At 62.6% G+C, this 15,091-nt stretch carries 13 protein-coding genes; 1 reads left to right on the top strand and 12 read right to left on the bottom strand.

Annotated elements, in window-relative coordinates:
- Positions 1 to 126: 126 nt before the first annotated feature.
- On the top strand, positions 127 to 1,005 hold the full coding sequence (locus J3P81_RS15430; RefSeq protein ID WP_420765858.1) for a LysR family transcriptional regulator: 879 nt from the start codon (positions 127 to 129) through the stop codon (positions 1,003 to 1,005).
- Between the two features lie 51 nt (positions 1,006 to 1,056).
- Here J3P81_RS15430 and J3P81_RS15425 read toward each other — a convergent pair whose 3' ends face one another.
- The 12 genes from J3P81_RS15425 to nuoE all read right to left on the bottom strand — a co-directional run bounded on the left by J3P81_RS15425 (position 1,057) and on the right by nuoE (position 15,089).
- The gene (locus J3P81_RS15425) at positions 1,057 to 1,533 is read right to left on the bottom strand and encodes a hemerythrin domain-containing protein (protein ID WP_420765859.1); all 477 of its coding nucleotides are present in this window, start codon (positions 1,531 to 1,533) and stop codon (positions 1,057 to 1,059) included.
- A gap of 202 nt (positions 1,534 to 1,735) precedes the next feature.
- Positions 1,736 to 2,845 carry an NAD(P)/FAD-dependent oxidoreductase gene (locus tag J3P81_RS15420; RefSeq protein ID WP_434559599.1) on the bottom strand — a complete coding sequence of 370 codons (1,110 nt, stop codon included), beginning with the start codon at positions 2,843 to 2,845 and terminating at the stop codon, positions 1,736 to 1,738.
- Positions 2,846 to 3,099: 254 nt separating this feature from the next.
- The gene (nuoN, locus tag J3P81_RS15415; RefSeq protein ID WP_186609337.1) at positions 3,100 to 4,563 is read right to left on the bottom strand and encodes an NADH-quinone oxidoreductase subunit NuoN; all 1,464 of its coding nucleotides are present in this window, start codon (positions 4,561 to 4,563) and stop codon (positions 3,100 to 3,102) included.
- Positions 4,564 to 4,570: 7 nt separating this feature from the next.
- Positions 4,571 to 6,103: an NADH-quinone oxidoreductase subunit M gene (nuoM, locus tag J3P81_RS15410; RefSeq protein ID WP_434559597.1), complete on the bottom strand. Its 1,533-nt coding sequence runs from the start codon at positions 6,101 to 6,103 to the stop codon at positions 4,571 to 4,573.
- 39 nt (positions 6,104 to 6,142) lie between these two features.
- Positions 6,143 to 7,996 carry an NADH-quinone oxidoreductase subunit L gene (gene nuoL, locus J3P81_RS15405; RefSeq protein WP_420765863.1) on the bottom strand — a complete coding sequence of 618 codons (1,854 nt, stop codon included), beginning with the start codon at positions 7,994 to 7,996 and terminating at the stop codon, positions 6,143 to 6,145.
- Entirely contained in the window at positions 7,993 to 8,301 is a 309-nt protein-coding gene (nuoK, locus tag J3P81_RS15400) for an NADH-quinone oxidoreductase subunit NuoK (protein ID WP_003180046.1), read from the bottom strand. The genes nuoL and nuoK overlap by 4 nt, the downstream gene beginning before the upstream one ends.
- Positions 8,302 to 8,305: 4 nt before the next feature.
- Positions 8,306 to 8,806, bottom strand: coding sequence for an NADH-quinone oxidoreductase subunit J (gene nuoJ / locus J3P81_RS15395; RefSeq protein ID WP_186609331.1), 501 nt, complete (start codon positions 8,804 to 8,806; stop codon positions 8,306 to 8,308).
- 9 nt (positions 8,807 to 8,815) lie between these two features.
- The gene (gene nuoI, locus J3P81_RS15390) at positions 8,816 to 9,364 is read right to left on the bottom strand and encodes an NADH-quinone oxidoreductase subunit NuoI (RefSeq protein ID WP_215005602.1); all 549 of its coding nucleotides are present in this window, start codon (positions 9,362 to 9,364) and stop codon (positions 8,816 to 8,818) included.
- Between the two features lie 11 nt (positions 9,365 to 9,375).
- Entirely contained in the window at positions 9,376 to 10,383 is a 1,008-nt protein-coding gene (nuoH, locus tag J3P81_RS15385; protein ID WP_039592869.1) for an NADH-quinone oxidoreductase subunit NuoH, read from the bottom strand.
- Entirely contained in the window at positions 10,380 to 13,094 is a 2,715-nt protein-coding gene (gene nuoG, locus J3P81_RS15380) for an NADH-quinone oxidoreductase subunit NuoG (protein ID WP_434559595.1), read from the bottom strand. The genes nuoH and nuoG overlap by 4 nt, the downstream gene beginning before the upstream one ends.
- 142 nt (positions 13,095 to 13,236) lie before the next feature.
- Complete coding sequence (nuoF, locus tag J3P81_RS15375) at positions 13,237 to 14,595, bottom strand: NADH-quinone oxidoreductase subunit NuoF (RefSeq protein ID WP_420765866.1); 1,359 nt, start codon at positions 14,593 to 14,595, stop codon at positions 13,237 to 13,239.
- Complete coding sequence (gene nuoE / locus J3P81_RS15370) at positions 14,592 to 15,089, bottom strand: NADH-quinone oxidoreductase subunit NuoE (protein ID WP_092196990.1); 498 nt, start codon at positions 15,087 to 15,089, stop codon at positions 14,592 to 14,594. Before nuoE ends, nuoF begins: the two co-directional genes overlap by 4 nt.
- Positions 15,090 to 15,091 lie beyond the last annotated feature (2 nt).

Raw genomic sequence — 15,091 nt, 5'->3', positions numbered from 1 at the left:
CGACTCGAACATTGTGGGAGCGAGCTTGCTCGCGATGGCGGCGGCACATTCAACAGCTAGGCAATCAGACTCACCAAGACCACAATGCCCAACTCATCCCCCTGACTGTCCACCCACGGAATGACAATGAACCCCTTCGAAGAGATGCGCATCTTTGCCCAGGTCATGGAGTCGGGCAGTTTCACCGCCGCAGCGGACAAGCTCGGGCTGTCCAAGCAATTCGTCAGCCGCAAGCTCATGGAGCTGGAGCAACGCCTGGGGGTGCGCCTGCTCAATCGCTCGACCCGTCGGCTGGATGTCACGCCGCTCGGCCAGCGCTACTACGAAGCGGCGTTGCGCCTGCTCAGCGAAGTCGAGCAAGTGGAGCAGGGTATCAGCGGCCAGACCAGCGAGCCGCGTGGGACCATCCGGCTCAGCGCGCCGTTGTCATTCGCCGTGGCGCACCTGGGCAGCCTGCTGCCGCTGTTCTTGCAACGCTACCGGGATGTCAGCGTCGAAGTGGACCTGAGCGACCGCTCGGTTGACCTTTTGGGGGAAGGCTATGACCTGGCACTGAGGATCGGCGTGCTGGAGGATTCAACGCTGATCGCCCGGCGCATCGCGAGCATCGAACGGGTGTACTGCGCCAGCCCGGCTTATCTGTCAGACAAAGGCACACCCATACGACCTGAAGACCTGCGCAATCACGACTGTTTGCCTTATGGACACAGCCGTCAGGTGCAGTGGCGTTTCGAGGGGCATGGCAAACCGCTGGTCCTGGAAGTAGTGGGACGGATGCGGGCCAATAACGGCGACCTGCTCAGGGATGCGGCGATTGCCGGGATGGGGATCACGTATCTGCCAACCTTCATCGTCGGCGATGCGCTAAAGGATGGTCGCCTGGTCAAGGTACTGGAGGGGTTTGAAACCGAGCCGTTGACGCTGTCGGCGGTCTATCCGCAACACCGTCAGGCTTCGCGACCGGTGCAGGCGCTGGTGGAATTCTTGCGCGAGCAGATGATATGAAGGCCGCGACGCTTCAAACCGATCGGTGGTTGAAGCGTTCGCGGCCATGGATCAAGCGGCGAGGTTGGCGCTGCTCAGTTCTTTCTTGTACTGCGCTTTCATGGTTTCCATCTGCTCGCCCAAGGCGTCCAGCTTGGCCTTGCCCAGCACCTTCTTGGCTTGAGGGAACATTTCTTTCTCTTCTTCCTCGATGTGGTGCTCCAGCAGCTCTTTCACCACTTTGACGCGCCCCGCGAATTCAGGCTGGGAAGGGTCGGTGGCTTTCAGGTCGGGCAGCACCAGCGAATCGACGGTGCGGTGCTCTTCCTTGGCTTCGTAATACATCTCGGCTTCTTCCTTGCCGCCTTCCTGCTTGAAGGCCGGGTACAGGATTTCTTCTTCCAGGCGGGTGTGGATGGTGACTTCCATTTCCAGCTTCGCCAGTAGCTCGGTGCGTTTCTTGACCGCGCGATCAGTGGACTCACTCAATTGAGTGAGAATGGCTTTGACGCGTTCATGGTCGGCTTTCAACAGGTCGATGGCGTTCATGTGCTGCTCCTCGGTCATTCACGGATGCGGGCCGGCTTCGAGCGCCGACGCCACGTAACATGACAGGTGCATCCGTCGTGCCAGCCGAGCCGCTTTATTAATTACTTAAAAATCAGTGGCTTATGTTTTTTGCCAGTTTCGCTATCGTGCAGGCTGCAAGAGTCACCATCAAAACGCGTTGCACTTTGCGCTGCCAAGGCCGTCAGCGGTAGTCGATCGATTGCCTGACCCGTTCCGCCAGTGCCAGGCAGGACGTCAACCCCGGGGATTCGATACCGAACAGGTTGATCAGCCCCGGCACCTTGTGCTCGGTTTCAGCGCTGATAAGAAAGTCCCGGGCCGGTTCCCCCGGGGCGGAGATTTTCGGGCGAATGCCGCTGTAGGCGGGTTGCAGGCTCCGGTCGGGCAAGCCCGGCCAGTAGTTTCGAATGGCCTGGTAGAACGCTTCGGCCCGGGCCGGATCCACTCGGTAGTCTTCTGCTTCGACCCATTCGGTGTCAGGACCGAAACGCGCCTGGCCCGCCAGATCGAGCGTCATATGAATGCCCAGGCCAGCGGCTTCTGGCGCCGGATAGACCAAATGGCGGAATGGTGCCCGCCCGGCCAGTTGGAAGTAGTTGCCCTTGCACAGGTAACCATCGGGAATCCACTGCCGGGCCAGACCCTCGATCCGGCGGGCGAGGGCAGGGGCCTGGAGGCCGGCGGCGTTGATCAGGCGGCGGCACGACAACGTCATCTGCGCCGTGCCGCCCAATGTCAGGCTGAAGCCCTCGTCGACAACACGAGCCTCTAGCAAGGGCGTGCGAAACACCACGTTGGCGCCCGCCGCCTCGGCATCCCCCTGCAATGCCAACATCAAGGCGTGGGCGTCGACGATACCGGTAGAGGGCGAGTACAGCGCGCCAACACAGGACAGCTCCGGCTCCAGCGCCTGTGCCTGCTTTTTATCGAGCAGGCGCAGGTCGTCCACGCCGTTGAGCAGGCCGCGCGCCAGAAGCTTTTCAAGCTCGGCCAGTTGTGCTTGGTCCTTCGCCACGATCAGTTTGCCGAGCCGGCGAGTCTGGACGCCGTGGCTGGCGCAGTAGTCATACAGTCGTCGCCGGCCTTCGACACACAGCTGCGCCTTGAGGCTGCCGGGCGGGTAATACAGCCCGGCATGGATCACTTCCGAATTGCGCGAGCTGATGCCCGCGCCGATGGCATCGCCTGCTTCGATCACCAGCACTTCATGCCCGGCCTGCGCCATCTCCCGCGCCACGGCCAGGCCGACGACGCCTGCGCCGACGACCATGCAATCAATATCCACATTCAACGCTGGATCTCCTTCAAAGGCACAATAGCGCTTGAGCATAGTCCCTTCTGCAGGAGTGCATCTGTGACAGAGAACTTGCTCACGCTGGGCTGCGCCGGTAGAAGCTGTGTAGGAGCGGTGTAGGAGCCAGCTCCTACTGAATCGAGCGGGAGCAAGCTCCCCCGCCACGGTTCTTGCAAATTCAAACTTGCATCCCAAAAAAAATGCCCGCATCTCACGATACGGGCATTTTGTCATCGATGACGCTTCAGCTATCAGCCGGTCAGACCAGCCTGCTGAACCAGGGTCAGCAACGGCTGCGGGTACACGCCCAGGAAGAACGCCAATACGGCGATGGCCAGCAGCATGACGCCGCCTGCCTTTTGTTCCCAGTGCAACTCGGCATCGTGGCGACGCAGGTTCGGTTCCATCAGGTACAGCGTGACCATGACGCGCAGGTAGTAGAACACGCCGATGGCACTGCCCAGCACCAGGGAGCCGACCAGCCACCATTGGTGAGCCTCGACGCCGGTGGCAATGATGTAGAACTTGCCGATGAAGCCGGCGGTCAGCGGGATGCCGGCCAGGGACAGCATCATCACGGTCAGCACGGCGGTCAGGTACGGACGGCGCCAGAACAGGCCACGGTATTCGTACAGGGCATCGGCGTCGCGGCCGTTGTACGGCGAGGACATCAGGGTGATCACGCCGAAAGCGCCGAGGCTGGTGATCACGTAGGTGACCAGGTACACGCCAATGGCTTCCACGGCCAGGCCCTTGCTGGCGATCAGAGCGATCAGCAGGTAGCCGAAGTGGGCGATGGACGAGTAACCCAGCAGACGCTTGAGGTTGCTCTGGGTCAGCGCCAGCAGGTTACCGAACAGGATCGACGCGATGGCGATGATGGTCAGCACGTTACTCAACACGCCGCTGCTGGCCACTGGCGAGATCTGGAACAGACGCACCATGACCGCGAACACCGCCACCTTCGATGCGGTGGCGAGGAACGCCGCCACGGGCGCCGGGGCGCCTTCGTAGACGTCCGGGGTCCAGAGGTGGAACGGAACCAGCGACAGCTTGAACGCCAGGCCGATCAGCATCATGCCCAGGCCCAGTTGAGCGATCGGGCTAGGCAGGCCGGTGGCCGCCAGGGCCTGGCCGATACCGACGAAGCTCAGGGTGCCGGCTTCAGCGTAGAGCAGGGCCATGCCGAACAACAGGAACGCGGAACCGGCGGCCGACAACACCATGTACTTGATGCCGGCTTCCAGGGAGCGCTTGTTGAAGAAGGCGTAGGCCACCAGGCCATAAACCGGCACCGACAGCAGTTCCAGGCCGATGAACAGGCTCGCCAGGTGCTGTGCGCTGACCAGGACCAGGCCACCGGCGGCGGCCATCAGGATCAGCAGGTACAGTTCTTCGCGGTTGCCCGGGTAACCCGAGCCCCCATCACCCAGATAGGCGTGGGCGAGGGTGACGCAGGCGAGGGTGGCGACCAGGATCAGCGCCATATACAGGCAGGCGAAGCTGTCGATCTGTATCAGTGGCGTGACCGCCAGGGGCGCGACTTTCAGGGCCGGCAGGATCGACAGCAGGGCCAGGTTCAGCCCCGCCACCGACAGCAGGAAGGTTTGTGCGTGATTGCGACGCCAGGCGATCGCCAGCATCACCACGATGATCGTGGCGCTGGTGATCAACAGCGGCGCAAGCGCGATAAAGTGTTGAATCGTGAATTCCATAGCGCTCTTACCGGGCCGAAGCGAGTTGAGAGAAGGCGGTGCCGAGCCACTGCTGCACGCCATGCATCGTGGCGGCGGAAGTGTCGAGGAATGGCTGCGGATAGACGCCGAGGTAAACCAGCAGCACCGCAAGGCCAAGCACCATGATCAGTTCGCGACCGTCCATGCCGCGCAGCACTTCATCGGACTTGGCCGGACCGAAGTAGGCGCGGTGGATCATGATCAGCGAGTAGACCGAACCGAACACCAGGCCGGACGTGGCAATCGCGGTGATCCATGGCGCGCTGACGAACGAGCCGATCAGGATCAGGAACTCGCCGACGAAGTTGCCGGTGCCTGGCAGGCCCAGGGAAGCGGCTGCGAAGAACAGGCTGATGGCCGGCAGGTAGGCGATGCGCGACCAGATGCCGCCCATTTCACGCATGTCCCGGGTATGCAGGCGCTCGTACAACTGGCCGCTGAGGATAAACAGCGCCGCAGCCGACAGGCCGTGGGCCAGCATCTGGATCACCGCGCCTTGCAGGGCCAACTGGCTACCGGAGTAGATCCCGATCAGCACGAAGCCCATGTGCGAAACGCTGGAGAACGCGATCAGGCGCTTGATGTCGGTCTGAGCGAAGGCCAGGAACGCACCGTAGAAAATACCGATCAGGCCCAGGGTCATGGCGATCGGCGCAAACTCGGCCGAGGCGTTCGGGAACAGCGGCAAGGCAAAGCGCAGCAGGCCGTAGGCCGCTGTCTTCAACAAGATACCGGCCAGGTCCACGGAACCGGCCGTCGGCGCCTGGGCGTGGGCGTCGGGCAGCCAGGAGTGGAATGGCACCACCGGCAGCTTCACCGCGAAGGCGATGAAGAAGCCCAGCATCAGCACGTACTCGGTGGTGCGCGACAGCTCTACTTTCAACAGGTCGGCGTAGTTGAAAGTAATCACGCCGGTGTTATTGAAGTTCACCAGGACCAGGCCAAGGATCGCCACCAACATGATCAGGCCGGAAGCCTGGGTGAAGATGAAGAACTTGGTCGCTGCGTAGATCCGCGTCTTCTTGCCGTCCGAAGAACTGTGACCCCAGAGCGCGATGAGGAAATACATCGGCACCAGCATCATTTCCCAGAAGAAGAAGAACATGAATAGGTCCAGCGCCAGGAACACGCCGACGACACCGCCCAGGATCCACATCAGGTTCAAGTGGAAGAAACCGACGTGACGCTGGATCTCTTTCCAGGAGCAGAGCACCGAGAGAATACCCAGCAAGCCGGTCAGCAGGATCATCAGCAGCGACAGGCCGTCGAGGGCCAGGTGCACGCTGATGCCGAAGCGCTCGATCCAGGCGTGCTTGAATTCAAGTGCCCAGGTCGGATCGGCGCCAGGGGCCGGTGCGAATGAATAGTCGCCGGTCGCCCACAGCCAGAGGCCGAGCGCGAGTTCCAGGGACATGGTCAGCAGCGCAATCCAGCGCGGGAGGGTAGAGCTGGAACGCTCCGCCATCCAGCACAGCAGGCCGCCGATGAAGGGGATCAGGATTAGCCAGGGCAGAATCATGACGGGCTCGTTTCCTTTCGCAAGTTCGCAAGGTTCATATCAGACCGCTACCAGCACGATGGCGCCGATAACCAGCACGGCGCCAGCCGCCATGGAAGCCGCATACCAACGCAGTTGACCGGTCTCGGTACGGCTCAGGGCAGTGTGGCCACCCTTGGCCATGCGCGGGATCAGGCCAATGGTCTGGTCGAGCGGGTCTTTGCGCAGAATGTGGCTGATCGCAAGGTATGGCTTGACGAACAGTTTGTCGTAGATCCAATCGAAGCCCCAGGCAGCGAACCACCAGGCCGAGAGGAAACGCCCGATGCCGCTGTTGGCGATGGCCGTGACGAAGCGACGCTTGCCGAGGAACAGCAGGGCAGCCAGCAGGATACCCGCCAGGGCGATGGCGCCCGAGGCGATCTCCAGGCTGTGCTTGGCTTCGCCGCCGGCATGGCCGACGCTTTGCGGCAGCACATCGGCCAGCGGTGGGGTGATCATGGCGCCGACGAAGGTCGACAGCACGATCAGCACCGACAGCGGCAGCCAGTGGGCAATGCCGTGGCCGGCGTGGGCTTCGGTCTTGGCTTCACCGTGGAATGCGATGAAGATCAGGCGGAAGGTGTACAGCGAGGTCATGAACGCACCCACCAGGCCGGCATAAAGCAGACCCTGGTTACCGCTGGCGAACGCTTCCCAGAGGATCTCGTCCTTGGAGTAGAAGCCGGCGGTGACCAATGGCAGGGCCGCCAGGGCCGCGCCACCCACGATGAAGCTGGCATAGGCCAACGGCAGTTTCTTCCACAGGCCGCCCATCTTGAAGATGTTCTGCTCGTGGTGGCAGGCAACGATCACCGCACCGGAAGCAAGGAACAGCAGGGCCTTGAAGAAGGCGTGGGTCATCAGGTGGAAGATCGCGCCTTCCCAGGCACCGACGCCCAGGGCCAGGAACATGTAGCCAATCTGGCTCATGGTCGAGTAGGCGAGGATGCGCTTGATGTCGGTCTGTACCAGCGCGGCAAAACCGGCCAGCACCAGGGTCACGCCGCCAACCAGGCCGACCAGGTGCAGGATGTCCGGCGCCAGGGCGAACAGGCCGTGGGTACGGGCGATCAGGTAGACACCGGCGGTGACCATGGTCGCGGCGTGGATCAGTGCCGAAACCGGCGTCGGGCCCGCCATCGCGTCCGCCAACCAGGTCTGCAGCGGCAGTTGCGCGGATTTGCCGACAGCGCCGCCCAGCAGCATCAGGGTCGCCAGGACGATCCAGAAGTCGCCGGCCTTGAAGTGCTCGGGCGCCTTGACCAGCAATTCCTGGATATTCAGCGTGCCCAGCTGCTGGAACAGGATGAACAGGCCGATGGCCATGAACACATCGCCGATGCGGGTCACGATGAAGGCCTTGAGCGCGGCGTTACCGTTGTTGCGGTTGCTGTAGTAGAAACCGATCAACAGGTACGAGCACAGGCCCACGCCTTCCCAGCCGAAGTACAGGAACAACAGGTTATCGCCGAGCACCAGGAACAGCATGCTGGCGATGAACAGGTTGGTGTAGGCGAAGAAGCGCGAGTAACCGGCTTCACCGCGCATGTACCACGAGGCGAACAGGTGGATCAGGAAACCCACGCCGACCACCACGCCGAGCATGGTCACCGACAGGCCGTCCAGGTAAAGGGCGAAGTTCGGCGTGAAGCCTTCCACCGCCATCCACTGCCACAGCACCTGCACGTACGCGCCACCTTCCGGCGGGGCGACGTTGAATTGCCAGATCACATACGCGGTAACGATGGCAGACAGGCCGATGGAGCCCACGCCAACCAGCGCCGAAAGGTTTTCCGACCAGCGTCCACGGGAGAACGACAGCAGCAGGAAACCGATGAGGGGAAATATGAAAGTCAGGAAAAGAAGGTTCATCCGCGCATCTCGCTGGCAGCGTCAATATCGAGAGTGTGGAAGCGGCGATACAGCTGCAACAGGATCGCCAGGCCAATACTGGCCTCGGCGGCTGCCAGGCTGATCACCAGGATGAACATGATCTGTCCATCCGGTTGCGCCCAGCGAGCGCCCGCAACGATGAAGGCCAGGGCGGAGGCATTCATCATCACCTCCAGGCTCATCAGCACGAACAGAATGTTGCGGCGGACCATCAGGCCGACCAGACCGAGACAGAACAGGATGCCGGCAACCGCCAGACCATGCTCGAGAGGGATAGCAGGCATGTGATTACTCCTTCGCCTCATTACGGCCCAAATGGAACGCCGTGACGACTGCGGCAAGCAGCAGCATCGAGGCGAGTTCGACCACCAGCAGATACGGGCCGAACAGGCTGATGCCCACGGCCTTGGCGTCTACGGTGGTGTGGCCGATGGCCTGGCCGCTCTGGTGGGCGAACAGCACATACAGCAGTTCTCCCAGCAGCAGGGCGGCGAGAATCACCGGCCCCGCCCAGATGCCAGGCTTGAGCCAGGCGCGTTCCTGTTGGATCGCCGCCGGGCCGAGGTTGAGCATCATCACCACGAACACGAACAGCACCATGATGGCGCCGGCGTAAGCGATCACTTCCAAGGCCCCGGCGAACGGCGCGCCGAGGGCGAAGAAGGTCATGGCCACGGCGATCAGCGAAATGATCAGGTAGAGCAGGGCGTGCACGGGGTTGGTGTTGGTGACCACACGAAGCGTGGACACCACCGCGATACCCGATGCGAAATAGAAAGCGAATTCCATCTTTCTTCCTTAAGGCAGCAAGCTCTTCACGTTGATCGGTTCGGCTTCGTTCTGCGCGGCGCCTTTCGGCTTACCGGCAATGGCCATACCTGCAACACGATAGAAGTTGTAATCAGGGTTTTTACCGGGACCGGAAATCAGCAGGTCTTCTTTCTCGTACACCAGGTCCTGACGCTTGAAGTCAGCCATTTCGAAATCCGGCGTGAGCTGGATCGCGGTGGTCGGGCACGCTTCCTCGCACAAGCCGCAGAAGATGCAGCGTGAGAAGTTGATGCGGAAGAAGTCCGGGTACCAGCGACCGTCTTCGGTTTCGGCTTTCTGCAGCGAGATGCAGCCTACCGGGCACGCCACGGCGCACAGGTTGCAGGCCACGCAGCGCTCTTCGCCGTCAGGGTCGCGGGTCAGGACGATGCGCCCGCGATAACGCGGCGCCAGATAGACCTGTTCTTCCGGGTATTGCAGGGTGTCGCGCTTGCGAAAGCCATGGCCGAAGATCATGACCAGGCTTCGCAGTTGGGTACCGGTACCCTTAACGATGTCGCCAATATATTTGAACATGGGTCAAATCCTCACTGAACCGCGGCCGCGGGCGCGTTCATCAAAACGATCGCAGCGGTCACCAGCATGTTGATCAGGGTCAGCGGCAGGCAGAATTTCCAGCTGAAATCCATCACCTGGTCGTAGCGTGGGCGCGGGATCGAGGCGCGCAACAGAACGAACAGCATGATGAAAAACGCGGTCTTCAGGGCGAACCAGACGAAGGACAGTTGCGGCAGGATGCCGAACGGACCGTGCCAGCCACCGAAGAACAGCGTCACCAGCAGTGCCGAGATCAGGATGATGCCGATGTACTCGCCTACGAAGAACATGCCCCATTTCATGCCGGCATATTCAATGTGGTAACCGTCGGCCAGTTCCTGTTCCGCTTCCGGCTGGTCGAAGGGGTGACGGTGAGTCACGGCCACGCCAGCGATGAAGAACGTACAGAAGCCGAAGAACTGCGGAATGATGAACCACAGGTTCTGGGCCTGGTACTCGACGATATCGCGCATGTTGAACGAGCCGGCCTGAATCACGATGCCCATCAGCGACAGGCCCATGAACACTTCATAGGACACGGTCTGGGCCGAGGCCCGCAGGCTGCCGAGCAGGGCGAACTTGTTGTTACTCGACCAACCGGCGAACAACACCGCGTACACCGACAGGCCGGCCATGGCGAAGAAGAACAGCAGGCCGATGTTCAGGTCCGCCACGCCCCAGGTCGGGGTGATAGGGATGACCGCGAAGGCGATCAGCAAGGCGCTCATGGCCACGACCGGTGCCAGGGTGAAGATCACCTTGTCGGCGAACGGTGGCGTCCAGTCTTCCTTGAAGAACATCTTCACCATGTCGGCGGCGATCTGGAACATGCCGAACGGGCCGACGCGGTTCGGACCGTAGCGGTCCTGCCACCAGCCCAGCAGGCGACGTTCGACGAAGCTTAGCAACGCGCCGCAGACCACCACGGCCAGCAAGACCACGATGGCCTTGAGGACCGTCAGGATCACGGCGATCACTTCAGGGGTGAACCAGCTCATTGCGCTGCCTCCTGCAGACCGTCGACGGTTTTGCCGAAAATCGCCGGTGGAATACCCGCCAGGCCAGCCGGCAGGGCCACCAGGCCGGCGCCCAGTTCTTCATTGATGCGCAGCGGCAGACGCAAGGTCTGGCCAGCCACGTTCAGGCTCAGCAGGGCACCGTCGTTGACGCCCAGGCGATCGGCTTCGGACTTGGCCAGCGACACGTAGGCGGCCGGGATGCGCTCCTGCACCGGCTCGGCCTTGGAAGAGTTCTCTTCGCTGCCGAACAGGTGATGGAACGGCACGACCTGCCAGGTGCCCGGTGCCGGGTTGAAGGCACGTGGGACGCTGGCGAACCAGCCCAGGCCATCGCCCTGGCTTTCGATCAGGCGAGTGCCCGGATCACCGGCGCGCAGGTGGCCGCCGACTTCGTCCTGAAACTTGTTCCAGGCCTGCGGCGAGTTCCAGCCCGGCGACCAGGCGAACGGCACTTGCGAGCGCGGTTCGGCGGAGCCCGAGTAACCTTCCATGGAGAAGGCGAACGCGGTGTCCTTGTCCTGCGGAGTACGCGGTTCGTGGACACTGATATTGGCGCGCATCGCGGTGCGACCGGAGTAGCGCAGCGGTTCGCGAGCCAGTTTCAGGCCCTTGATGCGGAACGCGGCGGACGGCGCGGCGTCGACCACACCGGCCAGTTGCGCAGTGCTCGAGGCAACGGCGGCCGTGACGTGGTCCAGTTGCGTCCAGTCGATCGGCTGGTTCAGCAGGGTGGCGCGCAGGGCGTGCAGCCAGCGCCAGCCTTCGTGGACCAGAATGCTGGCGTCCAGGTACTGCGGGTCGAAAACCTGGAAGAAGCGCTGGGCGCGGCCTTCCTGGCTGACCAGCGTACCGTCGCCTTCGGCGAAGCTTGCCGCCGGCAGCACCAGGTCGGCGCGGTCGGTGGTGGCGGTTTTCTGATGGTCGGCGACGATCACGACCTTGGCGGCGCTCAGGGCGGCATCGACCTTGGCATTGTCGGTGCGGGTGAACAGGTCGTTCTCCAGCACGACGATGGCGTCGGCGTTGCCGTCGATCACCGCTTGCAGCGCCGCGTCGACCGATTCGCCACCAAGCATGGCCAGGCCGAGGCTGTTGGCCTCAGGTACAACCAGGCTGATGGAGCCATTTTTCTCGCGCAGCTTCAGTGCCTTGGCGATGTTGGCCGCGGCTTGGATCAGCGCCTTGGAACCCAGGGAGGTGCCGGCGATGATCAGTGGTCGCTTGGCGGCCAGCAGGGCGTCGGCAATGCGTTGGGCGAGGGCGGCTGCTTCACTGTCCAGGCCGTCGACGGCCGGGGCGCTGGCGTCCAGGGCGTGGGCCACGGCGAAACCGATGCGCGCCAGATCGTCCGGAGCGGCGTGGACGCATTCTTCGGCCACGTCGTCGAGCTTGGTTTCAGCGAGGCTGGCGATGAACAGCGGGTTCAGCGCGTGCTGGCCGATGTTCTTCACGGCGGCGTCGAGCCATGGCTGGACGCGCATGGCGTCGGCCATGTCCTCGGCCTTGCCCTTGACCGACTGGCGCAGGGCGAGGGCCATGCGGGCGGCGGTCTGGGTCAGGTCTTCGCCGAGGACGAACACTGCGTCGTGGTCTTCGATGTCGCGCATCGTCGGCACGGGCAGTGGGCTGTCCTTAAGCACTTGCAGCACCAGGCGGATGTGTTCCAGCTCGCCGGCCTCAATGCCACTGTAGAAGTGCTCGGCACCGACCAGCTCACGCAGGGCGTAGTTGCTTTCCAGGCTGGCGCGAGGCGAACCGATGCCGACGATGTTGCGTCCGCGCAGCAGCTCGGCGGCCTTGTCCAGGGCTTCGTCCAGGCTCAGCTTGGCGCCGTTTGCGAGCAGCGGCTGGCGCGGGCGATCCTTGCGGTTGACGTAGCCATAGCCGAAACGGCCACGGTCGCACAGGAAGTACTGGTTCACCGAACCGTTGTAGCGGTTTTCGATACGGCGCAGTTCGCCGTAACGCTCGCCCGGGCTGATGTTGCAACCGCTGGAGCAGCCGTGGCAGATGCTTGGCGCGAACTGCATGTCCCACTTGCGGTTGTAGCGCTCGGAGTGGGTCTTGTCGGTGAACACACCGGTCGGGCAGACCTCGGTGAGGTTGCCGGAGAATTCGCTTTCGAGGGTGCCGTCTTCAACGCGACCGAAGTAGACGTTGTCGTGGGCGCCGAACACGCCCAGGTCGGTGCCGCCGGCGTAGTCCTTGTAGAAACGCACGCAACGGTAGCAGGCGATGCAGCGGTTCATCTCGTGGGAAATGAACGGGCCGAGATCCTGGTTCTGGTGGGTACGCTTGGTGAAGCGATAACGGCGCTCGTTGTGGCCGGTCATCACGGTCATGTCTTGCAGGTGGCAATGGCCGCCTTCCTCACAGACCGGGCAGTCGTGAGGGTGGTTGGTCATCAACCATTCGACGACGCTGGCGCGAAACACTTTCGCTTCTTCGTCGTCGATGGAGATCCAGCTGCCGTCGGTGGCGGGGGTCATGCAGGACATGACGATCCGACCACGCTTGTCGTTCTCGTCGGTGTACTGCTTGACCGCGCACTGGCGACAGGCGCCAACGCTGCCAAGGGCGGGGTGCCAGCAGAAATAAGGAATGTCGAGGCCCAGCGACAGACATGCCTGTAACAGGTTGTCTGCGCCATCGACTTCGAGCTCTTTGCCGTCTACGTGGATAGTGGCCATGGTTCAAAGTTCTTCGTTGGCCCGGTGTCAGCGGGCGTGGCTAATGGAATCTTGTCGTTCGTCCGAATCCAAACAGCCTCGGTAAAGAGGCGTCATCGAACGAAAGGCGAAGGGCACGGACCCTTCGCCTTTTTAAGCGTCGTTACGCGCCGACCATGGTCGGCGAGACCACCTGATTGAGATCGTCCGCGCGGGTTGGCGCGATGCCGGCCTCGAATTCAGGGCGGAAGTATTTGATGGCGCTGCCCAACGGCTCCACGGCACCCGGTGCGTGAGCACAGAAGGTCTTGCCTGGGCCGAGGAAACCCACCAGACCCAGCAGGGTCTCGATGTCGCCGGGTTGGCCTTGGCCTTTCTCGATAGCCATCAAGAGCTTGACGCTCCAGGGCAGGCCATCGCGGCAAGGGGTGCAGAAACCGCAGGATTCGCGCGAGAAAAACTGCTCCATGTTGCGCAGAAGCGAAACCATGTTGACGCTGTCGTCCACCGCCATCGCCAGGCCGGTACCCATCCGGGTGCCCACCTTGGCGATTCCACCGGCATACATTTGTGCGTCCAGGTGTTCCGGCAACAGGAAACCGGTGCCGGCGCCGCCGGGCTGCCAGCACTTGAGCTTGTAGCCGTCGCGCATGCCACCGGCGTAGTCTTCGAACAGCTCGCGAGCGGTGACGCCGAACGGCAGTTCCCACAGGCCAGGGTTCTTGACCTTGCCGGAGAAGCCCATGAGCTTGGTGCCCATGTCTTCACTGCCGTCACGGGCCAGGGATTTGTACCAGTCGACGCCGTCGGCGATGATCGCCGGCACGTTGCACAGGGTCTCGACGTTGTTCACGCAGGTCGGCTTGCCCCACACGCCGACGGCGGCGGGGAAGGGCGGCTTGGAGCGTGGGTTGGCGCGGCGGCCTTCCAGGGAGTTGATCAGCGCGGTTTCTTCACCGCAGATGTAACGCCCGGCGCCGGTGTGGACGAACAGCTCGAAATCGAAGCCTGAGCCCAGGATGTTCTTGCCCAGCAGGCCAGCGGCCTTGGCTTCTTCCACGGCACGGTTCAGGTGCTTGGCGGCGGTGGTGTATTCGCCACGCAGGAAGATGTAGCCACGGTAGGTCTTCAGCGCGCGGGCACTGATCAGCATGCCTTCGATCAGCAGATGGGGCAGTTGCTCCATCAGCATGCGGTCTTTCCAGGTGTTGGGTTCCATCTCGTCCGCGTTGCACAGCAGGTAGCGGATGTTGATGGACTCGTCCTTTGGCATCAGGCCCCACTTCACGCCAGTGGGAAAGCCCGCGCCGCCACGGCCCTTGAGGCCGGCGTCCTTCACGGTCTGGACGATGTCATCGGCGGCCATGTCGGCGAATGCCTTGCGCGCGGCGGCATAGCCGTTCTTCGCCTGGTATTCGTCCAGCCATACCGCTTCGCCGTCGTCACGCAGACGCCACGTCAGGGGATGGGTTTCGGCCGAACGCTGGATGCGGTTGGCGGGCCCGAAGGAAGTCAGGGTCATACGTAGCCCTCCAGCAGTTTGGCGACGCCGTCCGGCTTGACGTCACCAAAGGTGTCGTCATCGATCATCAGCGCCGGTGCCTTGTCACAGTTGCCCAGGCAGCACACGGGCAGCAGGGTGAAGCGGCCGTCGGCGGTGGTCTGGCCCAGGCCGATGCCCAGCTTGCTCTGGAGCTCGCCGACCACCGATTCGTGGCCGCCGATGTAGCAGACCATGCTGTCGCAGACGCGAATGATGTGGCGGCCTACGGGCTGGCGGAAAATCTGGCTGTAGAAGGTAGCGACGCCTTCGACGTCGCTGGCCGGGATGCCGAGGATCTCGCCGATGGCGTAGAGCGCGCCGTCAGGCACCCAGCCACGTTCCTTCTGGACGATCTTCAAGGCTTCGATCGACGCCGCGCGCGGGTCTTCGTAGTGATGCAGCTCGTGCTCGATGGCCGAGCGCTCGGTTTCGCTCAGGGCGAAACGGTCAGTCTGGATAAGCGTGCTGTTCATGC

This window comes from Pseudomonas sp. R1-6 (genome assembly GCF_051132115.1).
Classification (GTDB): Bacteria; Pseudomonadota; Gammaproteobacteria; order Pseudomonadales; family Pseudomonadaceae; genus Aquipseudomonas.
This window is presented reverse-complemented; position numbering and strand designations above follow the sequence as displayed.

Coding starts and splice junctions, on each gene's coding strand:
- nuoN (WP_186609337.1), bottom strand. CDS start 4,563: ATGGAATTCACGATTCAACACTTTATCGCGCTTGCGCCGCTGTTGATC.
- J3P81_RS15425 (WP_420765859.1), bottom strand. CDS start 1,533: ATGAACGCCATCGACCTGTTGAAAGCCGACCATGAACGCGTCAAAGCC.
- nuoJ (WP_186609331.1), bottom strand. CDS start 8,806: ATGGAATTCGCTTTCTATTTCGCATCGGGTATCGCGGTGGTGTCCACG.
- nuoK (WP_003180046.1), bottom strand. CDS start 8,301: ATGCCTGCTATCCCTCTCGAGCATGGTCTGGCGGTTGCCGGCATCCTG.
- nuoG (WP_434559595.1), bottom strand. CDS start 13,094: ATGGCCACTATCCACGTAGACGGCAAAGAGCTCGAAGTCGATGGCGCA.
- nuoL (WP_420765863.1), bottom strand. CDS start 7,996: ATGAACCTTCTTTTCCTGACTTTCATATTTCCCCTCATCGGTTTCCTG.
- nuoF (WP_420765866.1), bottom strand. CDS start 14,595: ATGACCCTGACTTCCTTCGGGCCCGCCAACCGCATCCAGCGTTCGGCC.
- nuoE (WP_092196990.1), bottom strand. CDS start 15,089: ATGAACAGCACGCTTATCCAGACTGACCGTTTCGCCCTGAGCGAAACC.
- nuoI (WP_215005602.1), bottom strand. CDS start 9,364: ATGTTCAAATATATTGGCGACATCGTTAAGGGTACCGGTACCCAACTG.
- nuoH (WP_039592869.1), bottom strand. CDS start 10,383: ATGAGCTGGTTCACCCCTGAAGTGATCGCCGTGATCCTGACGGTCCTC.
- J3P81_RS15430 (WP_420765858.1), top strand. CDS start 127: ATGAACCCCTTCGAAGAGATGCGCATCTTTGCCCAGGTCATGGAGTCG.
- nuoM (WP_434559597.1), bottom strand. CDS start 6,103: ATGATTCTGCCCTGGCTAATCCTGATCCCCTTCATCGGCGGCCTGCTG.